The 22,107-nt window shown below is 55.1% G+C and carries 16 protein-coding genes, 1 tRNA gene, 1 pseudogene and 1 riboswitch; of the genes and pseudogenes, 11 read left to right on the forward strand and 7 right to left on the reverse strand.

Going from position 1 to position 22,107, the window contains the following annotated elements; all coding sequences use genetic code 11:
- Window positions 1-35 precede the first annotated feature (35 nt).
- The 6 genes from ACR0DS_RS02560 to ACR0DS_RS02585 form a co-directional block, all read right to left on the reverse strand.
- Complete coding sequence (locus tag ACR0DS_RS02560) at window positions 36-2,543, reverse strand: GcvT family protein (RefSeq protein ID WP_480486434.1); 2,508 nt, start codon at window positions 2,541-2,543, stop codon at window positions 36-38.
- 142 nt (window positions 2,544-2,685) lie between these two features.
- The gene (locus ACR0DS_RS02565) at window positions 2,686-2,964 is read right to left on the reverse strand and encodes a hypothetical protein (RefSeq protein WP_480482071.1); all 279 of its coding nucleotides are present in this window, start codon (window positions 2,962-2,964) and stop codon (window positions 2,686-2,688) included.
- Window positions 2,965-3,050: 86 nt separating this feature from the next.
- Window positions 3,051-4,460 (reverse strand): FAD-binding oxidoreductase, encoded by a 1,410-nt coding sequence (locus ACR0DS_RS02570; RefSeq protein WP_480557683.1) that lies wholly within the window; start codon window positions 4,458-4,460, stop codon window positions 3,051-3,053.
- A gap of 93 nt (window positions 4,461-4,553) precedes the next feature.
- Entirely contained in the window at window positions 4,554-6,344 is a 1,791-nt protein-coding gene (gene ggt / locus ACR0DS_RS02575) for a gamma-glutamyltransferase (protein ID WP_480557685.1), read from the reverse strand.
- Window positions 6,345-6,455: 111 nt separating this feature from the next.
- Window positions 6,456-6,845: a GFA family protein gene (locus ACR0DS_RS02580; protein ID WP_480482077.1), complete on the reverse strand. Its 390-nt coding sequence runs from the start codon at window positions 6,843-6,845 to the stop codon at window positions 6,456-6,458.
- 20 nt (window positions 6,846-6,865) lie between these two features.
- Window positions 6,866-7,852, reverse strand: coding sequence for a 2-hydroxyacid dehydrogenase (locus tag ACR0DS_RS02585; protein WP_480557842.1), 987 nt, complete (start codon window positions 7,850-7,852; stop codon window positions 6,866-6,868).
- Between the two features lie 198 nt (window positions 7,853-8,050).
- Between ACR0DS_RS02585 and ACR0DS_RS02590 the strand changes: the two genes are divergently transcribed.
- The 9 genes and pseudogenes from ACR0DS_RS02590 to ACR0DS_RS02630 all read left to right on the forward strand — a co-directional run.
- The gene (locus ACR0DS_RS02590) at window positions 8,051-8,512 is read left to right on the forward strand and encodes an SH3 domain-containing protein (RefSeq protein WP_480486491.1); all 462 of its coding nucleotides are present in this window, start codon (window positions 8,051-8,053) and stop codon (window positions 8,510-8,512) included.
- Window positions 8,513-8,623: 111 nt separating this feature from the next.
- Window positions 8,624-9,613 (forward strand): NADPH:quinone reductase, encoded by a 990-nt coding sequence (locus ACR0DS_RS02595; RefSeq protein ID WP_480545799.1) that lies wholly within the window; start codon window positions 8,624-8,626, stop codon window positions 9,611-9,613.
- Between the two features lie 90 nt (window positions 9,614-9,703).
- A tRNA-Gln gene (locus tag ACR0DS_RS02600) sits at window positions 9,704-9,778 on the forward strand.
- Window positions 9,779-9,925: 147 nt separating this feature from the next.
- The gene (locus tag ACR0DS_RS02605; RefSeq protein ID WP_480557687.1) at window positions 9,926-11,203 is read left to right on the forward strand and encodes a tyrosine-type recombinase/integrase; all 1,278 of its coding nucleotides are present in this window, start codon (window positions 9,926-9,928) and stop codon (window positions 11,201-11,203) included.
- Window positions 11,204-11,944: 741 nt separating this feature from the next.
- Window positions 11,945-13,795, forward strand: coding sequence for an AAA family ATPase (locus ACR0DS_RS02610; RefSeq protein WP_480557689.1), 1,851 nt, complete (start codon window positions 11,945-11,947; stop codon window positions 13,793-13,795).
- 16 nt (window positions 13,796-13,811) lie between these two features.
- Window positions 13,812-14,828 (forward strand): hypothetical protein, encoded by a 1,017-nt coding sequence (locus ACR0DS_RS02615; RefSeq protein WP_480557691.1) that lies wholly within the window; start codon window positions 13,812-13,814, stop codon window positions 14,826-14,828.
- 732 nt (window positions 14,829-15,560) lie between these two features.
- Window positions 15,561-15,753: riboswitch (cobalamin riboswitch) on the forward strand.
- Between the two features lie 153 nt (window positions 15,754-15,906).
- A complete protein-coding gene (locus tag ACR0DS_RS02620; RefSeq protein WP_480482083.1) occupies window positions 15,907-16,911 on the forward strand; it encodes an ABC transporter substrate-binding protein in 1,005 nt (334 codons plus the stop codon).
- Window positions 16,912-16,925: 14 nt separating this feature from the next.
- Window positions 16,926-17,957 carry a FecCD family ABC transporter permease gene (locus tag ACR0DS_RS02625; protein WP_480557844.1) on the forward strand — a complete coding sequence of 344 codons (1,032 nt, stop codon included), beginning with the start codon at window positions 16,926-16,928 and terminating at the stop codon, window positions 17,955-17,957.
- A pseudogene (locus ACR0DS_RS02630) lies at window positions 17,954-18,463 on the forward strand (ABC transporter ATP-binding protein); the annotation flags it as partial. The gene ACR0DS_RS02625 and the pseudogene ACR0DS_RS02630, both read left to right, overlap by 4 nt.
- Window positions 18,464-19,353: 890 nt before the next feature.
- Here the strand turns inward: ACR0DS_RS02630 and ACR0DS_RS02635 are convergent.
- Entirely contained in the window at window positions 19,354-20,304 is a 951-nt protein-coding gene (locus tag ACR0DS_RS02635; protein WP_267365279.1) for a GlxA family transcriptional regulator, read from the reverse strand.
- A gap of 166 nt (window positions 20,305-20,470) precedes the next feature.
- On the opposite strand from ACR0DS_RS02635, the gene ACR0DS_RS02640 reads away from it, so the two are divergent.
- Together ACR0DS_RS02640 and ACR0DS_RS02645 are read left to right on the forward strand one after the other, a co-directional pair.
- A complete protein-coding gene (locus ACR0DS_RS02640; protein WP_480557693.1) occupies window positions 20,471-21,181 on the forward strand; it encodes a GntR family transcriptional regulator in 711 nt (236 codons plus the stop codon).
- A gap of 7 nt (window positions 21,182-21,188) precedes the next feature.
- A complete protein-coding gene (locus ACR0DS_RS02645; protein WP_480557695.1) occupies window positions 21,189-22,106 on the forward strand; it encodes a dihydrodipicolinate synthase family protein in 918 nt (305 codons plus the stop codon).
- Window position 22,107 lies beyond the last annotated feature (1 nt).

The following is a 22,107-nucleotide window of genomic DNA, read 5'->3' on the forward strand; positions in this document are numbered from 1 at the left end:
GAAAAGGCCCCGGAAATTCCGGGGCCTTAGATTGATCAGCCGTCCTTGCGGATGGTTTCGTTTTTCGGATCATAGGGGCTGTCGCATGTCACGACAGCATCCCACAACTTGTCCTGCATCTTGACCTTCAGCTTGGTGCCTTCGACCGCCAGATCAGGCTTCACATAGCCCATGCCGATCGACTTCTCGAACGCGACAGAATAGCCGCCCGAGGTCAGTCGACCTACACGCTCGCCTTCCGGCGTATACAGCGCCTCGCGGCCCCACGGGTCAGCATCGGCCGGACCGTCGATCAGCAAGGTGCAGCACTTGACGCGCACACCGGTCTCTTCCAGCTTGGCCTTGCCGTGGAAGTCCTTGGACAGGTCGACAAAGCGCGGCAGGTCGGCTTCCAGCGGGGTCGCATCGCGGCCCAGTTCGGTGCCAAAGGCGCGATAGGACTTCTCCTGACGCAGCCAGTTCTGGGCACGGGCACCAACCAGTTTCATGCCGTGCTTTTCACCGGCTTTTTCCAGCAGGTCGAACAGGTAGTTCTGCATCTCGATCGGATGGTGCAGTTCCCAGCCCAGCTCACCGGTATAGGCCACGCGGATCGCGTTCACGGGGCACATGCCCAGTTCGATCTGACGGGCCGACAGCCAAGGGAAGCGCTTGTTGGACAGTGCGGTTTCCGGATCGGCGTCCTTGATGACTTCTTTCAGAACGTCACGCGACTTGGGTCCGGCGATGGCGAAGACGCCCCATTGCGTGGTCACGTCCTGGATTTCGATGTAACCGAACTCCGCCATCTTGTCCTCGGCCGCTTTACGCAGGTAGTCGGCGTCGTACTCAGTCCATGCACCGGCAGAGACGATGTAGTAGTTGTTCTCGCCATTGCGGACGATGGTGTATTCGGTGCGGGTGGTGCCATTCGAGGTCAGCGCGTAGGTCAGGTTGATACGACCGACCTTGGGCAGCTTGTTGCAGGTGAACCAATCCAGGAACTGCGTGGCACCGGGGCCTTTGACAACATGCTTGGTGAAGGCCGATGCGTCGATCAGGCCAACGCCTTCGCGGATCGCTTTGGCCTCTTCGACGGCATATTGCCACCAGCCGCCACGGCGGAACGAGCGTGCTTCCTTGTCGAAATTCTCGGGCGCGTCCAGCGGGCCGTAATAGTTCGGGCGTTCCCAGCCATTCACCCAGCCGAATTGAGCACCGCGGGCTTTCTGGCGATCATAGGCCGGAACGGTCCGTAGCGGACGGCAGGCTTCACGCTCTTCATCCGGGTGGTGCAGGATGTAGACATGCTCGTAGCATTCTTCATTCTTGCGTGCCGCGAACTCGGTGGTCATCCAGTTGCTGCTGTAACGCTTAGGGTCCAGCGATGCCATGTCGATCTCGGCTTCGCCATCGACCATCATCTGTGCCAGATAATAGCCGGTGCCGCCCGCAGCGGTGATGCCAAAGCTGAAACCCTCAGCCAGCCACATGTTGCGCAAACCCGGAGCCGGACCAACCAGCGGGTTGCCATCCGGTGTATAGCAGATCGGGCCGTTGAAATCATCCTTCAGGCCGGATTCGGCACAGGACGGCACGCGCTCGGCCATTGCCATGTACTGCTCGGCGATCCGGTCCAGATCCAGCGGGAACAGGTCGGCGCGGAAGCTGTCCGGAACGCCGAATTCGAACTGCGCAGGGGCGCCGTGTTCGTAGATACCAAGAATCCAGCCACCGCGTTCTTCACGTGCATAGGATTCGTTGTCGGCATCGCGGACAACGGGGTGCTCTGGGTTGCCTGCTTCGCGCCATTTGACCAACTCGGGGTCTTTGTCCATGACGATAAAGGTGTGTTCGACCGGGATTGCAGGCATTTTGATGCCCAGCATCTTGGCAGTGCGCTGCGCGTGGTTGCCCGACGCGGTCACAACATGTTCGGCGGTGATTACGACCTGCTCGTCGGAAGGCACCAGGTTGCCGCCCTTTTCGACCATCTTGGTGCAGGTCACTTCCCAGTGCGTGCCGTTCCAATGGAAGGCGTCAGCCTGCATCTTGCGCACGATTTCGACGCCACGCTGACGGGCCCCCTTGGCCATCGCTTGGGTCACGTCGGCAGGGTTAATATAACCGTCCTCGGTGTGATAGATCGCGCCCTTCAGATCCGATGTCTCGATCAGCGGCCAGCGTTCCTTGATCTGGTCCGGGGTCAGCCATTCGTATTTCACATCACAGGTTTCGGCGGTCGAGGCATAGAGCATGTATTCGTCCATACGCTCTTGCGTCTGTGCCATGCGCAGGTTGCCCACAACCGCGAAGCCTGCATTCAGGCCGGTTTCTTCCTCAAGCGTCTTGTAGAAATCCACCGAATACTTGTGGATATGGGTCGTCGCATAGGACATGTTGAACAGCGGCAACAGGCCCGCGGCGTGCCAGGTGGACCCGGACGTCAGTTCGTCCCGTTCGATCAACATCACATCGTCCCAGCCCGCTTTGGCCAGATGATAGGCAATCGAGGTCCCGACGGCGCCGCCGCCTACGACCAATGCTTTGACTTGGGTTTTCATAACCGGGCGTCTCCCCTTGAAATCAGTTGACACCATATGGCGCACTTAAGGGGGAAAGCGCGACATTCATCCGACCAGTGATATGAAAAAAACGACCCGAATATCGAAAGCGGGTCGCAATTCATTCGTTGGACCGCTGCCCTCAACCACCGGAACGGCAACGTTTGCTTGTTCCGACCGAGACGCAAACTAATTTGCCACTTTCTTCCGAGGGATTCTTCACCGCCGGTTCCTGTGATGGCGAAGGCTGCGCCTCTGCCGTGAACCAGCCGTCAGAAAGACCGACACGCGAGGAGACCGAGGCAAGATATTCTTTCACGCCCAAACCACTTTCCGATGCTTTGGCTTGCTGAACATAGTCCAGCCCTACAACGGCCAACCCGCAGATGGCTACAAACCCCGCCAGATATTTTACGCTCATGTCGACCATCCTCTGTCATCAACCCTTTGAAACCATGACATGTGGACGTTTTGAGGGCGCAAATACGGACCAGGGGGTGAATATGGCTACGTGTCGTCCGACAAGATCTTGCCGGGATTCATGATGTTGTCTGGGTCCAGTGCGGCCTTGATCGCAGCCATGTACCGCGTGGCAGCACCCAGTTCCCTGTTCAGATACGGTCGCTTTCCCTGCCCGATGCCATGTTCACCGGTACATGTGCCTTCCATGGATATTGCCATGTCGTTCAGCCAGCCGACAAACGCCTCGGCCTTGGCAACTTCTTCAACGTTTTCCATGTCGATCAGCAGCAGCGTATGGAAATTGCCGTCCCCAACATGACCCACGATTGGGGCCAGCAAGCCGAGGCCGGCAGCTTTCTTCTGGGTCTCGGTCACACATTCGGCCAGACGCGAGATCGGTACACAGACATCGGTCGAGATGCCCCGCGCACCGGGGCGCAGTTGCAGACACGCCCAATACATATCGTGCCGTGCCTGCCAAAGTTTGTTCCGTTCTTCGGTGGTCGAAGTCGCTGCAAAATCCGCGCCGCCAAACTCTTCGGCGATCTGGCCAAAGGTTTCAGCCTGCTCTGTGGCACCGCTTTCCGAGCCGTGAAACTCCAGCAACAACAACGGTGTATCCGGCAGACTCAGCCCGGAATAGGCGTTGGCGGCCTGAACCGACAACTCGTCCAGCAACTCGATCCGGGCAACCGGGATGCCATACTGAATCGTCATCATCACCGCACGGCACGCGGCATCGACAGTCGGAAAGGAACACCGGGCCGAACTGATCGCTTCGGGGATACCCTGCAACCGCAATGTCAGCTCGGTGATGATTCCCAGCGTGCCTTCCGCCCCGATCAGAAGACGGGCCAGATCATAGCCGGCCGAAGATTTCTTGGCCCGGTGCCCGGTACGGATGATCTGACCGTCTGGCATCACGGCTTCAAGGCTGAGAACGTTGTCCTTCATCGTCCCATAGCGCACCGCATTGGTGCCCGACGCGCGAGTGGCAGCCATTCCACCCAGCGACGCATTCGCCCCGGGATCAATCGGAAAGAACAGGCCCAGATCGCGCAGATGGGTATTCAACGCTTCGCGCGTGACACCGGGCTGCACGACACAATCCAGATCCTGGGCATGAACTGCAAGCACACTATCCATTTGTGTCAGATCGACCGAGACGCCCCCCGCCGGCGCATTTACATGCCCTTCCAGTGATGTTCCTGTTCCGAACGGGATCACTGGCACCCGGTGCGCCGCGCAGGTTTTGACGATGTCCGAAACATCCTGCGTCGAATGCGGGAAAACCACGGCATCGGGGCTTTGGTTTTCGATCCAGGTCGTGGTGTGCCCATGTTGTTCACGGACAGCGGCACCCGTTTGCAACCTGTCGCCAAAGCGCTGCTTGAGAATGCTTATGACGGTTTCAATACCAGCTTCATTCCTTGGCAATGCGGTTGCCTGCACCATTGTCATCCTCCCCTGCCCCAAAACATTTCGGGCCTTTCAGCCTATGACTAAAAGGCCCGTTGAAAGCAGGCAATCCCCACTAATACCGAGGGTCTATTCGCCCAGCGCAATCCCTTCGCGGCGCGGGTCGGCACCACCGCTCAGCCCGTCACCGATTTCGATGGCGTGCAGCCCCGAAGTCAGGTCGCGTGCGTTGACTTCAAAACCCAGCTGAGCAAGCGCGTCTGTAAATCCTTCCGCAGAAGTCGCAGCCTCGACATCATATGTTCCGAACCGGTTGACCAGATGAGGCAGGGAAACCGCCTGCTGCACGTCCAATCCCCAATCGGCCCAGGCGATGATGGACTTGGCGACATAGCCGATAATCCGGCTGCCGCCCGGAGACCCGATAGCCAGAACCGGCTCGCCATCCTGCAACACGATGGTCGGGCTCATGGATGAGCGCGGACGCTTGCCAGGCTCCAGCCGGTTGGCAATCGGCACACCGTCGCTGTGTGTCTTGAACGAGAAATCAGTAAGCTCGTTGTTCAGCAGGAACCCGTTTGTCATCAGGCGCGACCCAAAACCATTCTCGATCGTCGTCGTCATCGACAGCACATTGCCATAGCTGTCCACGATCGAGATATGCGAGGTTGACGGCAGCTCCAGCGACACGTCGTCCGCCCAAATCAAAGCATGGTCAAATTCCGGTTGGCCCGGTGCGACCTCGGACAAGGCCACCTCGCTTTCCAGCAAGGCTGCCCGCTGGGTCAAATAACCCGGATCAACCAGCCCCTTGGTGGGCATGGGTATGAAATCGCTATCGGCCATGTACCGCCCACGATCCGCAAAGGCGAGGCGCGAAGCATCGCCGATCAGGCGCCATGCCTCGGCGCTCTCAGCGCCCATTGCTGCAAGATCATAGCTGTTCAACATCCCCAGAATCTGCCCGACGGTCAGCGCACCCGACGACGGCGGGCCCATGCCGCAAACCTCGTAGGCGCGGTATTCGGCACAGACCGGTTCACGTTCGATCACCTGGTAGAGCGCCAAATCCACCCCTGCAAGAACGCCGGGATTTCCTGGGGCATTGCGAACAGTTCGCACGATATCCGCAGCGATCTCACCTCCGTAAAAACCGGCAGCGCCATCGCTGGCCAGCACGCGCAATGTTTCGGCATAATCCGGGTTCATCAACCGCTGGCCCTGCTGCAACGGCTGACCGTCAGGCAGGAAATATGCGGCTGTTTCGGGAAAGCGCGACAGGCGGTCAGCATCGTTTTCTACAAGGCTGGCCAGACGCGGGGAAACAAGAAACCCTTCATCCGCCAATCGGATACCGTCGGCAAACAGTCCGGGCCAAGACGCGCGCCCCCATCTTCGATGCGCCTCTTCTAGCAGTGCAGGCGTACCCGGTGTACCCACCGACAATCCGCCCACCACCGCATCGAAGAATTTCAGCGGCTCGCCGTTTTCATCCTGAAACAGCGTCGGGGTAGCGGCAAGGGGTGCCGTTTCGCGCCCGTCCAGTGTTGTCATCTGCCCGCTGGCCGCGTCGTACCAAACCAGAAACGCTCCCCCGCCCAGACCAGAAGATTGCGGCTCGACCAGCCCCAGCACGACCTGCACAGCAACCATCGCATCCGCGGCAGACCCGCCCGCGCGCAGCACTTTGGCCCCTGCCTCGACCGCCAGCGGATTGGCCGCAGCTATCATCCAGTTTTCGGATGTGACCGGAACTCCTTCAAGCTTGGCTTCGAGGGCCGCAATAACCTCGTCGGTCATCGCCTGAACCTGCCCCTCTGTCGCGCCCTCAGGGGCGACGGCGTCGGCTGTTTCCTGCGCGAACCCCGGTGTCGAAATAGCAAGTGCAGTAGTAAGCAGCAGTGCTGAAACGTGTCTCATCTGTTCTAACCCTCCAATACAATCTTTATTTTCAATCCTGTAAGGATTTTGCCCCCTCTGCAACGATCAGGCATGGCAGCGTGTTATCACAGCGAAGTTTCGCCATTTCCCCTATGGTTCGGTTTCTTCGGCGCGACGATCCTGATCATAGCGGGTTGTCTCGGCAAATTCGGGTAGCCACGCCTCGCGTCGTTTGGTCCAGCATTCATATGTCGGTATGAATTGGTCAGGCGCGTCAAGACAGCCCAGATGCACTTCGACTTCGGCACCGCTTCGGGCAAATACCGGAGATCCGCAATCAGGGCAAAAGTACCGGTCGGAATAACCTTTCACATTTCCGGTGATCTTAACCGCATCCGCCGGAAAAATAGCCGCCGCATAAAACAACGCGCCGTGGTGTTTGCGGCAGTCCAGACAATGGCAAATCCCGACGCGAAGAGGACAACCCGAAGCCGTGACGCGCAGTTTTCCACAACGGCATCCCCCTTCAAACACGTCCATCCATGATCCTTTCCGACGCGTCAGAGCATCGCAGGCACAACCTGATCCGGTGGGCGGTGGCCATCTTCGAAGGTTTTGATGTTGATGATGACTTTTTCACCCATCTCAACCCGGCCCTCCAGCGTGGCCGACCCCATATGCGGCAGTAGAACCACGTTCGGCAACTGCCGCAAGCGCGGGTTCACACCGGTTCCCTGTTCGTAGACATCCAGCCCCGCGCCCGCAATTTCCCCCGCACGGATCATCCGGGTCAAAGCGTTCTCGTCAATAACCTCACCCCGCGAAGTATTCACGATCACTGCCGAGGGTTTCATCAGCTTTAGGCGGCGCGCGTTCATCAGGTGGAAGGTAGACGGTGTCGATGGGCAGTTGATAGATATCACATCCATACGCGCCACCATCTGATCCAGGCTTTCCCAATAGGTCGCCTCTAGTTCTTGCTCAATCTCTGGGCGCAATCTGCGGCGGTTGTGATAATGGATCTGCATACCAAACGCCTTGGCGCGGCAGGCCACAGCCTGTCCGATCCGGCCCATGCCCAGAATACCCAAACGCCGCCCGCCAATGCGACCACCCAGAAACGCGGTGGGGGCCCACCCGGTCCAGTCGCCTTGCTGCATGACGCTCAACCCTTCGGGAATGCGCCGTGTGACAGCGAGAATCAGGGCCATGGTCATATCTGCCGTGTCGTCGGTCAGCACACCGGGCGTGTTGGACACCAATATGCCGCGCTGCCGCGCCGTCGCCACATCGATATTGTCGACACCGGCCCCGTAATTGGCGATCAGCCGCAGTTTTTCACCTGCCTGACCCAATAGCCCGCCATCAATGGTATCGGTCACCGTAGGCACCAGAACATCGGCATCCTGCACCGCTGCTACTAATTCTTCACGCGTCATTGGGGTGTCGTCGTCGCGCAGGCGCACGTCAAACAATTCGCTTAACCGGGTTTCTACTGCCTCAGGCAACCGTCGCGTAACGACAACACTTAAACGTTCTCTTGGCACCTCGGCTCTCCCACTGCTTTGCAAACGGACGCGCGCCATGGCATCGTGGCGCAGGATAAGGCGGGGCACAAGAACCCCAATGGCATTGAGTCGACCTTTTTTCAAAACCGGATCAACAGGCATAAGAGCGGGCAGTCAGTGAGTGGTATTCGACCGGTAAAACGCCGATCTTTGGCGGTAGTTTCCGCATTTCTGGTCATGTTCGGTGCCTACGCCGCACATGCCGAAGTCAAACGCGGATCGGTCACCAACCTGCCCCTGCCCCGATATGTGTCGATGAAGGCAGCCGAAGGGAACGTGCGGCGCGGACCATCCCTAACCCACCGAATCGATTGGGTATTCAAAAGGCGTGGCATGCCGCTGCAGGTCACTGCCGAATACGGCAACTGGCGCAAGGTCCAAGACCGCGACGGCGCGGGTGGCTGGGTTCACTATGCCTTGTTGTCTGGCGTCCGAACGGTGCTGATCGAATCCGAGATGCTGCCTGTTTATGCCCGCCCCGACCCGACCTCGCCCGTGAATGCCCATTTCGAGACCGGAGTGGTGGCGCGCCTTGGAGCCTGTTCGCTGGACTGGTGCAGGATCACCGCCGGCGGATACCGTGGCTGGACACTGAAATCGAACCTTTGGGGCGTCGATTCTTCCGAAATTCGGGAATAGGCGAAAGACAATTTCCGGTATCCGCGGTTGCGCATCGCCCCGAAAAAGCGCGACAAGCTGTTTGAGTTACCGGCCCAATCGCCGCTTAACTCGACCTAAACGGAGGACCCTATGCGCGCAGTCACCTATTCAGCCTTCGGAGACGCTGTCGATGTCTTGCGCATACAGGATATTCCCCCAGTTCCGCCTGGACCGGGTGAAGTCACGGTCGAGTTGTCTTATTCCGGCGTAAATCCCTCGGACGTCAAGGCCCGCGCGGGAACCCGACCGGGTGTCACAGAACCTCCGTTTCCGCTGATCGTTCCGCACAGCGACGGGGCTGGAGTCATCACAGCGGTTGGCGATGGCGTACCCGCGACGCGGATTGGTCAGCGCGTGTGGATTTGGAACGGGCAATGGCAACGCGCGTTCGGTACAGCTGCCAGCCACATCACCCTGCCTGAATCTCAGGCTGTAGAACTGCCCGAGACGGTGTCACTTGAAACCGGAGCGATTCTTGGAATTCCGGGCCTTACCGCAAGCCACGCAGTGTTCTCGGGCGGCACGCCGCGCGGGCAAACCATTTTGATCCATGGTGGGGCGGGTACTGTCGGGTATCTGGCTGTCCAGCTTGCCAAATGGGCCGGAGCCAATGTGATCGCAACGGCCAGCACCCGCAGCTTTGACCGGGTCAAGGCAGCCGGTGCAGATGTCGTTCTCGACTACTCCGGTGAACACCTTTCGGATCAGATTCTCGACGCAAATGATGGACGTACAATTGGTCGAATCGTCGATGTCGAATTTGGACAGAACCTTGACACCAACATTGCCGTCATCGCCGAGAACGGCCGTATCAACGCATATGGATCTGCCCGGAATATGACACCTGTCTTTCCCTTTGGACCCATGATGTTCAAGGCCGTGACACTCGAGGCAGTCCTGATCTACCTGCTGCCCGCAGATTTGCGCGCCGCCGCAATAGAGACTCTACACAAGGCACTGGCTGATGGCGCATTGATCTGCCCCGTACATAAGGTCTTTACACTGGAAGAATGCGCTGCCGCCCATGCGATGGTACAGGAAGGCAACCGTACCGGAGCGGTGTTGATCGACACCAAATGAGGGGCCTTCAAAAAAATTTTACGGCGCTCGCTTTTTTTGCAAAACGCTCTTGAACCCTGCCATCAACAATCGTAGATAGCCGCTCACCGTTGGGGTGTAGCCAAGTGGTAAGGCAGCGGTTTTTGGTACCGTGTATCGTAGGTTCGAATCCTACCACCCCAGCCACAAAACTTCTTTAAAATCAGATACTTATAAGCACTCAAGATGTAAGTTATACTTACCTTGATTTCTGCCCCACACCTCCCCCACAGATAGTGCATGGTCGCGGTTCCGGCCGGCTGCGTCCCCCAAAAAACAACGGGAGACAACGACATGCGCAACAAAAGCGTTCGTATAAGTGACAGAATCATTGGCGATTCCAGACGGTACAGAGTGCGTTGGTACTGTGATTGGAGTGAAAATTATAAGGAGGAGACTTTCAAGTCGCTGGCTGAAGCGAAGCAACGCAAACGAGAAATCGATGCCATGAACGCTTCTCAAGTCGGACCGGGCATGCGGGAGATGAAGTTCTCTCAGCTCGCCGAACAATATATGGAAGCCTCAAAGCGCGGCAGGGATGGAAAAATGCCGCTCGAGTACTCCACATTAAAGGGCTACCAACATTATCTGGACGAACACATACTCCCGTACATCGGGAATGTACGTTTGAACGAGCTGACCAGAGACAAGATGAGCATGTTCATGGGGCAGCTCACCGAGAAGTTCACCTCCCGACAAACCGCCAAGCACGCATTTGACCTTTCCAAGTCGATCTTGAATTGGGCTGTGGCTAGGGACCTCATCGTCAAAAGCCCAGCCTACAAGCTAGCAGTGCAATTGAACGACGGTAGGGGCGAACCCGCCTCACGGTCATTGCACACTCGGGCAGAAGTCAGGATCATCTTCCAAACACTCGCCGAACTTCGTGAACATCCCAATAAGCAGGTGAGGCGCAGTTGGATAAAGTACAGCGCACTAATTGCATTGATTGCGTCAACTGGGGTTCGAATCTCGGAAGCTCTTGGCATCAAGCGAAGCGATATTTCTGAGGACTTCACATCAATTACTTTGCGTCGGAAAGTCGATCAAAGCAGGCGCGGCAGACCGGACAGCGACAGGGTTGGGAAAATGAAATCCGCCAATGCTTACCGCACTGTCCCTATCGGATCGCTAGCGCGACATTGGCTAAATGATCACCTTGCCACCCACTCACACAATTTTGTTTTTTGCACCAAAGCCGGGCTTCCAATGCACCATTCTCAAGTCAACAACTACGGTTGGTATCGAGTCCAGCGAATTGCAGGGGTCAGGCAGCGGGGGCTCCACACACTACGGCACATGTTTGCATCTGAGTTGATGCTTCGTGGGAAGTACTTGGAGGCCCAAAAGCTGCTTGGCCACCACAATGCATCGTTCACCATGTCACAGTATGGCCATCTAATCGGTGATGAGAGAACGAAAATGCAGGCCATAGCTAACATGGTAGCAGAGACGTTCATGCCACCTCCCAATGATGAACCTAACGATAGTGAGCCGAAGGCGCCAGCCGACGGAGGGTTAATCTCTGATGAAACCGATCAGTCATCTGACGACGGAGAAAACAAAGATTAAGGGGAGGGGCGTTTTCATGCTAACGATTGCGAGGGAGGGAAACCACTATTGGACGCTGTGCAAGTGGAGCCAAAAGGCGTCGGCAGTGTATAACCTCTCCCGCAACCATGGCTACTAGCTATTGGTAGCCTCGGTTGGCCAGTGCGCACTTTGACCTTGGCGTTGAATCGCTAAGACCTCTCGAACACATATTGCAACAACGTCTCAATATGTGCCGCCGACTTGTTCACAGATACCTTCAAGCTGTTTGGGTGACCGCATCCATTCGGTTGTCTGAGATGCCGCCAGCCGATGTCATGCGAGCATCATGACGCGCTCTCACATCGGCCGATATCCCCTCTAAGCCGATAACTGCAGTTGGTCCACAATTACGGGTTCACAAACGCGGCATGATCGTCCGGCCCTAATCCGCCGTTGGCATGTTTAGCGTCCAATGGCAGCTCCTAGCCCAATGTGGCCAGAAAGCGGACTACAGGGTGGACAGGAACCACCCATTCTCCACCGCGCGCCTGGTTTCAAATACCGCAGTCTGAAAACAACGATCTGGTGTCGTCAACGGTTGACCTGATGCGCATAGCGGTTCAGAAAGCATCATAAACAAGTGGACAGTTTGTTACGATGCTTGAATATCCGAAATATACTTCGACATAGCTACGGGATGGTCGTCCGTTAAAGCATTGTGGCATAATAATTTATTAGGGCCTGAAGGCCTTTCAATGCAAAACTTGAAAGCAGAACAATATGATCGACGTTTGGCGAGTGGGTAACTTCAAGAAATTCGCTAAAAAAAAGGAATTCGAGTTAAGACACCTTACTCTCCTTAGTGGCATCAATAGTTCGGGAAAAAGCTCTCTTTTGCAATCAATTCTGTTGATAAAACAAACAGTGATGAACTCCGCACCGGATAGGGCTATTTCTCTAAATGGTCCATTACTCCAGCTCGGAGGCTTTACAGATATTGGAAACTTTCCAAGTGGAACTCCAGAGAAACTGAAGACAGTAAGCTTTGGCTGGGATATGTCTCGCGCTAAAAACGACGACACTGGCACATTCGATGGGAATTATTATTCCGATACGCAGCCCTCTCAGATTAAGGTTGATTTTGATCTATCTTCGGCGGCGAGATCTCTCTCTAAGGTTTCAACCGAAATGCATCCCACATTGGAGCGAGCAAATATCACGTTAATTGTCGACGACGAGAGTGAGGATGAAGGCTCTATGCATTACTTCCTCAATGTTCGGCGTTCATCTGGAAGAGGTAAGAAATTCAAATACGATTCGTCTCATATTGGTTCGGACCGTGACCCGAATGAGTATTCGATTAGCGAAATAGACGAATACACGGAAGGGCAATCTTTACGAAAATTGCCAAGGGCTAAAATATTAGGATGTGGTTTGCGCAACTTCTTTCCAAGTGAAGTTTTCATTCGCTATGATCGGGGATTGCACTCTAAAAATATAATCGAAAATCAACTCTTTGAAAACGCACGATCAACTCTGCGCGCTCGCTCGACACTAATACCTGAACCTGTAGTGGAAATACTTCGAAGATTGGCAACCGGTGTTTTTGATACCGCTGAGCAAACATCAAATTCGGAACGCTCAAAGCTGGATTTTTCCAAATTGACGGATCGTGTTTCTGTTCAAGCCCTTAATATGACCCTTCGTCGTGTTCATCCATCTACCAGAAGACGGATTCAAGAGGTGTTTCGCTCCCATAAAAAAGAAATTTCGGATGCTCTTAAAGAGAACATCCCATCCGATCTTCTAATTACACGAACAGCTCCAGAGGTTGTGAGAGACTTACCTAATATTGCATCCAATTTCTTTAAATTTCATGTGCACTACGTGGGACCCCTTCGCGACGAGCCCAAACCCATATATTCTTCCCGACAAATATCGAACTCAACTGATGTTGGACCAAGAGGAGAGTATACCGCCGCAGTATTAAGCCTAAATGAAAAAACAAAAATTCGTTACATTGATCCCAGATCAATCAAAAACGGATATTCAGGCTATTTGGAAAAGGAAGCGCTTCTTACTACGGCTCTTTCTGAATGGCTAACTTATCTCGGTGTTGCCACTAACGTTTCGGTCTCCGACAAGGGAAACCTTGGATATGAGCTAAAGGTTAAAACTTCGACGGATGCTACCCATAGAGATTTAACAAATGTAGGCGTAGGGGTCAGTCAGGTACTGCCTGTGCTCATAACTGTATTACTTGCTAAGCCCGGAGCGGTCGTGCTCCTCGAACAACCCGAGCTCCATCTTCATCCAAGGGTTCAATCGTTACTTTGCGATTTTTTCCTAACGGCGTCGAAACAAGGCAAGCAATTGGTTGTGGAGACACATAGTGAACACATAATTGAACGCCTAAGACTACGCGTTGCTCAGGAAAACGATACTAACATTCTTGATGACGCCATTATTTACTTCTTTGGCGGCGAAGAGGAAGACGTTCGCAAGGTTGAATTGTCCGAGTATGGGGCCGTTCTGGATTGGCCAGAAGGTTTTTTTGATGAGTCGTCCAACCAGACCTCAGAAATTTTAGATGCTTCAATGAGAAAAAGAATCGCAAAAAAATCCAAGTAATACACGAGCAATAAAAATGCAAATTCAACTCAGCGCGGACCCATCACTTGTTTGGATTTCTGATTCGAAGGATCACCCTGATTTTACAAATGAAGTCCTACATAGGGTTATATCTTGGCTGAAATTGGCGAATCGAAATCATGTAAAAATGCACGTTGACCTGAATGCGACTATTAAGCTCTATGAAACTAGTTTGGTTCCTAGTGAAAATCACATTACGGAACTAGTTAACAAGGCCGGCTGTGAAGGTGTTGTCGTTCCACAGGAGCTTGCAAAGCTCATCAACGAGATTGTGATCGCGTCATGCGACTTGCCGACTCCGCCTGATAAAATTGCAGAATTTACAAACTTAGGGTTGGATTTGTCTGCGGCTATTCCGGATGGGTCCAAGCGAGATCTTTCAAAAGAGGCTTTCCTAAACTTCTGTCTTTCATGGGGGACCTCACAGGAAGATCTTTCATATGTTTTCCCCCGTGTCTCTCAAGAGATTGTGGCCACCAGTAATGAAATTCGTGTGGAAACGTTCGAGACAAGCGAGCCAAAAGTATTTGATGATTGTGATGTCGGCTTGGAAGTTTCGGTATATGGAATGGTATCAGGTTTTTATGCGTCGCTCGACCCTCGTAAGATCTGGAGCTCCGCTTCTAGCGAGCTGTTTCTTGAAGAGGCAATCAGATCACTTGCGTCCCAAAATAATATTAATCACACCGCGCTAAAGCCATTTTCATTTGGATCCTCATTTTTTGCAACAGCCAAGAAAAATGGCGGTATATCGGGTTCCATCAGCTCTGTGTTAATGAACAAAATTTATGCAATTGTCACTGGTAGTGACGGAGTCGCAATTTCAAGTTTTAGAGTGGAGGCGAAACAGTCCGCCCCAGTAAGAATTAGGCACTCAGATAAGGCTGAGGCGCGTCGAGTTCATCTTACACAATGCCACGAAGGCTATAGGCTGATGTTTTGGGAGCTGAATGATGGGTCTTTGGAGTTTGCCAATGTTGGTCCGAAATTCGAAGAAAAGATCTATCCTTAGAGTTTCAATACGGCGACAACCGTGGGCACTGCGAAAGCTGGTCGCGGCATTCAGTGCAGCTATTGGGGCCCAATTAGATCAGGTTGTTACGCATTGCAAAGCCACTTTTTCTCGGACATAGCTGCCGATGGTTCAGTTGCAACGAAAGCCCGCTTTGTCCGCATAGCTGACAAACACGATTTGCGGACACCCACTTAAAATGCCTACTCGTTCCGTTGCACGCGATCTACGCGCTCGCAAACAAGTACTTTCAGAACCGGCGAAGGTACATGGCTAGCATATCCTTAATTCAACCCCTTCACTTCAAGTGAATATTCTATAATTCGGGTCACATAAACTACCCTGACTGCACAGGCTCGGGGCAAATGCCCAAATTTGGGTAGGCGTGTCACATTCCCTTTCTTTTTTGCCAATCTCATCGTCAAATCTGTCCAATGTCACAAAAAATGACAAAACGAATCACATAACTTCATTGAAAATCAATATGTTGTGGTTTAACAAATTTTAGAAGTTGGACTATCTGATGTTTTGGTACCGTGTATCGTAGGTTCGAATCCTACCACCCCAGCCATGATTTTCCCTAATATCACACACTATGAATCTGGGTCCGGATTTTGGCGCGTTCTCAGCGGCTTTTCTGATATCAGCGCCATGTTGAGACGCGCAGGTGCATGCTCTTGCGAGAAAATAGGAAAGACCCCGGAGTTTTTTCTTGCCGCAGGGTAAGTGTTAAGGTACCCGCGTTTTACCGGTCCCGATGTGGCTAAGAGGGAATCCGAGGTGCCTTTTGGTGCCAACCGGAACTGCCCCCGCAACTGTAGGCGGCGAGCGCTGTCCATTTCCGTCACTGGGCCATTTTGGTCTGGGAAGACAGGACAGACAAAGACCCGTCAGTCAGGAGACCTGCCGGTATGAAACCGAAACACGCCGGGCGGGGTTGTCCGGGGAGGTTGCCGAAGAAACGCGCCGGGCGGTCTATTTTCTACCCTGCGCTCACGGCAGGCAGTAAAGCGCCTGTTGCTTCGGTAAATGCCCATTCACCCGTTCTCTGGTCATTGACACATGGAGATCGATTGTCATGTTTCTACGCACTGGCCTGTTTGGCCTTTCCTTGCTGGCTACCAGCGCTGCCGCCGAAGGAAACTTTCCCCTTTCTATCGAAAACTGCGGTCACTCGGTCACGTTTGACGCGCCAGTGACGTCGTCAGTCACGGTCGGCCAGGCCGCGACCGAGGTGCTTTATGCGCTGGGTCTGGGCGAGCAGGTTCTTGGAACTTCGGTCTGGTTCAACGAGGTGCTGCCTGAATATGCCGAGGTGAATGCCAAGGTAGAGCGTCTGGCGGACAATGATCCCAGCTTTGAAAGCGTTGTTGCCAAGCGGCCGGGACTGGTCGCAGCGCAATATGAATGGCATGTCGGACCCGAGGGCATCGTCGCCACGCGTGAGCAATTTCACGAACTGGGCATTCCAACGTACGTAATGCCTGCAGATTGCATCGGCAAAGACAATACGGTCGGCGGCGATGGCACCCGCCTGCAAGCGTTCTCGACCGATACGCTGTATCAGGGTATCGAAGAACTGGCGGCAGCCTTTGATGTATCCGAACGCGGCACGGACCTGGTTGCCGAGTACAAGGCCCGCGAAGCCGCAGCCGTCGCCAAGGCGCAAACCGTGAAGCTGGACGATGTGTCAGCCGTATTCTGGTTTTCCTCTCCCGAAATGGAAAGCGACCCGTTTGTGGCCGGACAGAAAGGCGCACCGGGATACATGATGAGTAAATTGGGTATCCGCAACGTCGTCGAGACGGATGAAGAATGGCCAACAGTGGGCTGGGAAACCATTGCCAAAGCCAATCCGACGGTGATTGTTATCGCCAAGATGGACCGCCGTCGCTTTGCTGCGGACGACTACCTGAAAAAGCTGGAGTTCCTGCGCACTGATCCGGTGACCAGCCAGATGGATGCGGTCAAAAATGACCGGATCGTCATTATGGATGCGCAGGCCATGGACGCCACCATCCGCGCAATCCCGGCGCTGGAGGATCTGGCCGAGAAGCTGGATACCATCGGAAACAACCTGTGAACGAGGTCGCCGCAATTTTACGGCAGGGTTTCAAGGCTGCGTGCCTTACCGTGCCATTGTTGATTGCGGCGGTTCTTGCGGGCGCGATGATCGGTGAAACCTCTCTGTCGCCCGATTTGGTTCTCTCCGTTCTGGCCAACAAGCTGGCCGGAGCGGACTTTCCTGTAGACCCAATTGATCAGGGTATTATCTGGAGCTACCGGATTCCTCGCGCTCTGGTCGCTGCGTCCTGCGGTGCCGGTCTGGCTGTCGCAGGGGTCGTGTTGCAGGCTTTGCTGCGCAACCCGTTGGCCGACCCTTACATTTTGGGCATTTCTGCCGGGGCCTCGACGGGTGCCGTGGCTGTAACCATCGCTGGTTTGGGTGGGGGGGCCTTGTCGCTGTCTTTTGGCGCGTTCAATGGCGCGCTTTTGGCTTTTGGTTTTGTCGCGTTGCTGGCCCGAGCCGCTGGCGCAGGGGGCGGACGGGCTGCGACGGCACAGATCGTCCTGGCGGGAATTGCCGGGTCTCAGTTGTTCAATGCGCTGACGGCCTTCATCATCGCCAAATCCGCCAATGCCGATCAGGCGCGCGGGATCATGTTCTGGCTGATGGGAAACCTCAGCGGCGTGCGCTGGCCGGATGTGTATCTGGCCATTCCGGTGGCCCTTGTCGGTTGGCTCATTTGCCGCTTTCACGCCAGAGCACTGGACGCCTTTATTTTCGGCTCTGATTCAGCGGCCTCGCTGGGCATATCGGTACGTCGGGTGCAGGCAACCCTGATCTTTGCGACCGCACTTACAACAGCTGTCATGGTTTCTATCGTCGGATCCATTGGCTTTGTCGGGCTGGTCATCCCTCATGCTGCCCGGTTCCTTGTGGGACCGGGGCATCGCAGGCTTATCCCAACCGCCGCCTTGATCGGAGCGGTCTTCCTGATCGGCGCAGATATCGTGTCGCGCATCATCATCCCGGGTCAGGTTCTGCCGATTGGGGTGGTCACCGCCCTGATCGGTGCGCCTGCCTTTGCCGTAATTCTGGTGCGCGGCCAGAGGAGCGCCCGATGAAGATCGAGGCGAAAAACCTGACATATTCCGTTCGCGGCAAGACTTTGCTGTCAGACGTATCCTTTGTCGTGGAGCCCGGCGAAACACTTGCTTTGGTCGGACCTAACGGTTCAGGGAAATCAACGCTGATGCGCCTGCTGGCGGGGTTGGTACGTCCGGTTTCAGGAAAAGTCGTCATAGCGGGTCATCCCGTTTCGCATTTGTCGCGCAGACAAATTGCCCAACGGATTGCCATCGTTGAACAACAGGCTGATACGGCCGAACGCGTGACTGCACGATCCGTGGTCGAACTGGGCCGCACGCCCTGGCTGTCGGCCTTACGGCCGTGGCGCGCCGAGGACACCTGGCAAGTCGACAAAGCCCTGCAAACCGTGGAAATGGCCGATATGGCACACAGAGAATGGGCGACATTGTCGGGAGGAGAGCGCCAGCGACTGCACATCGCACGCGCTTTGGCTCAGCAACCGGGACTCTTGCTTTTGGACGAACCGACCAACCATCTGGACATTCATCACCAACTGTCGATCCTGAACTGTGTTCGAATTCTAAAAGTGACGACAGTGATGGCGCTGCACGATCTGAATCAGGCGATGGCCTGTGACCGGGTGGCTGTTTTGTCAAAAGGGCGGCTGGTCTCTCTTGGCCCGCCCGAACATGCCCTGTCTTTGGAAACCGTTTCAGAAGTTTTCGGTGTCAAAGCACAGTGGGGGTATAGTACCGGCGGGACAGAACGGTTTCTGTCCTATCATCTGGACTGACGGCTTCCGATCGCTTCTGGTCGTACTGGATATCAGTGTCGTCAGCGCAGCATGCCAGATACGTACAATCTACGGCCTCAAAGCCATATTCCAACGGCGCGCAATCTTGACCCGGGTTTCCTCACAACCCGTCAAGTTGCCCGTCGAATGCTGTCTTGATTCTGACCTGGATTGGATTCGTTCGTTTTTTGCCTTCAAAGATGATCGGCAGGCGCGTTGTCCGAGCGTGGGTCGACCAAACCTCAGTGATATGTTCACTACTTGTTTTGAACCGTGAAACAGATTCCTTTTAGAAACCTCTGAGGCCTGACACAAATCACGACACGCCATCAGGTTGAACAGATTGCGGCGACCGCATGTCGATATTGCAGATTACCCACAATCAAAGCCTCAATCTGAGCCTTAAATTAACGGTAGATTAACGAAACAGGGCACAACAAATCTCTGGATGACAAGTTCTTGATATACTTATGCCTATATCGAGATTTATTGGTGGGTAATCCTGCCGGTCTGTTGACTAGTCCAGTTTTTAACGAGGGGGTATCCCGGCAGGATCAGGGGGTGCCAGATCAGGCCAGTTCGAGGCCAACAGATCGCGGCACCCCCGCCGGTAAGCGCGAACCAGCAACCCATCTTTTTCAGTTGATCTTGTTGCGTTGCGCGTGCGGCGTGATGCCGAAACTGGATCTGTACACCCTAGAGAAATGACCCGGATTTTCGAAGCCGCAGGCCACGGCGACTTCGGTGACCGACGCCTCGGTTTGCAAAAGCAGCTTCCGGGCCCGTTCCAGCCGCATTTCCATAAAGTACCTTTTAGGGGAAGTGTTTAAGTATTTGCCAAACAACCGTTCAAGTTGACGGGTGGAAATACCCAATTTGTCTGCAATGAAGGATGGGGAAACTGGGGTTTCCAGGCTGTCCTGCATAATGTCTATCGCCTTTGCCAGATGGGCATTGCGCATTCCATTGCGCGATTGCAGCGAAACGCGCTGCTTGGCGGTCGCATTACGCACCGTGTTATAGACCATTTGATCCGCAACATCGGTGGCCAGCTCTTCGCCATGGTCGCGTTCAATCAGATGCAGCATCAGGTCTGCGGTCGCGGTCCCACCTGATGCGGTAATGTGTTTTTCGTCGGCGACAAAGACGCTGCGCACCAGATTGATATCCGGAAAGGCTTCCATGAACGCGTCGTGGTATTCCCAATGGATCGCCGCCTGCATACCATTGAGGAACCCGGCCTCGGCCAGCAGCCACGCGCCGGAACACAATGCCCCGATCCGCGTTCCACGCGCTCGTTCGCGCCGCAGTGTGGCCAGAAGGGAACGGGTCACGTGGTCACGCATGTGAATGCCCGACAAAACAAAGAGCTGATCGCACTTGGACAGTTCCTCAAGTCCGGAATGCACAAGGGTGACGGACCCATTGGAAGACACGGCCTGCTCGCCCTGTTCGGATACAAATGACCAGCGATACAGCTCTTCGCCACTTACAAGGTTGGCGATTCTCAGCGGCTCGACCGCACAGGAAAAGGCGAGGTGCGAAAACTCCTCGACCAGGATGAAGGCGAAGTGCTGCGTCTGAGGCATGAGCAGGACCATTTCCAAACTGGGCCGACGCCCGAACGTGAGTCTATTTTGCAGACATCCATGCTGCACGAGATTTTTTTGTATACAAGTTGTATTTTTTAGAAATACAAAACTGTGACCTCCGCGATTCGAACGCGGCGGCCACAGGACATAGTGAGGCCAAAGGATGAAAGACGAAGCCAAGTCGCGCAAAAATGCGCTCAGAGAACACCTGAAGATGTCCATCCTGACGCTGCGCCTTCGTCCAGGTGACGATCTGGATGAGGCGCATCTGTCCGATGAATTCGGCCTGTCGCGCACGCCTCTGCGCGAAGTGTTTCGTCAACTGGCTGGCGAAGGCTATCTGGATCTGCGAAAAAACCGCAGTGCCCGTGTTTCGGAAATGTCCTACACCACACTGCGCGATTTCTTCCTTGCCGCGCCGATGGTTTACGGGGCCATCCTGCGTCTGGCGGCAGTGAACGCGACTAACGCGCAAATCGAAGAACTGAAAGCGGCTCAGCAAGCATTCAAAGCTGCCCTTCGTTCAGGGTCGGCCGAAGATCGCGCACTTGCCAACAACCGTTTTCATGACGTGACTGGAGAGATGTCCGGCAATGTCTACCTGCTGCCGTCATTCAACCGGCTGCTGATCGATCATGCACGGATTGGCATGACATTCTACCGGCCACAGACAGTTGAAATGTCCGAAAACCTGTCGCTGGCCAGCCAACAGCATGACGCGATCATCGCAGCCATCGAGGCACGCGATGAAGCCGCGGCGGCGAAACTGGCCGAGGATCACTGGAACCTGTCCCGGGATCAGATCGGGATGTTCGTGATGCCTGACGCGCTGGATGTGCCGATGGGTATCCCACCATTTTCGAAACCCGCATGAGGACGGAATGAACCCGATTTTCAAGTTTGAAGGGATATATACCCCTGTGGTCACCCCCTATCACGACGATGGCAGCGTGAACTGGGACGCCCTGTCCGACGTGATCGAATACCTGATCGAAAATAGTGTGCACGGCCTGATTTCCGGCGGATCCACAGGTGAGAATTATGCCCAGACCGTGCCGGAGCGGCTGGAACTGGCCAAATTCACGCATCAGCGCCTGAAAGGGCGGTTGCCCTTGGTGGTTGGCACGGGCGCGATGCTGACTTCGGACTCAATTGCGTTGGCCGCGGGCGCGCGCGACATCGGCGCGGACGCCATCCTGTTGGCAAGCCCGCCCTATTCGGTACCGACGGATCGCGAAAACGCGCTGAACGCGCTGGCCATCGACAAGGCCGCCGACCTGCCGGTGATGCTGTACAACTATCCGCACCGTACCGGCACAATGATGGGGGAAGAGTTCCTTGACCGCGTGGGTCGGAGCCGAAATTTCTGCGGCATCAAGGAAAGCTCGGGCGATATCAACCGGGTGCATCTGTTGGCGCGGGATTATCCGCATATCCAGCTGGGCTGTGGCATGGACGATCAGGCACTGGAGTTTTTCGCCTGGGGCGCACCATTCTGGGTTTGCGGCGGTTCGAACTTCCTGCCAGCGGAACATGTGGCATTGTATCAGGCCTGCGTGATCGAAGGCAACTTTGCCAAAGGGCGCCGGATCATGTCAGCGATGATGCCGCTGATGCGGGTGCTGGAACAGGGCGGCAAGTTTATCCAGACCATCAAGCATGGCGTCACCATGAGCGGTATCGACGCGGGTATCATGCGGCCTCCGCTGAAGGGCCTGAACAAAGATGACAAGCGCGCGCTGGAACAGGTGACGCGCGTGCTGAGAAAGACAATCGCCGACATCGTGGCAGAGGGGTAAG

This window comes from Ruegeria sp. AF5, from assembly GCF_056541905.1.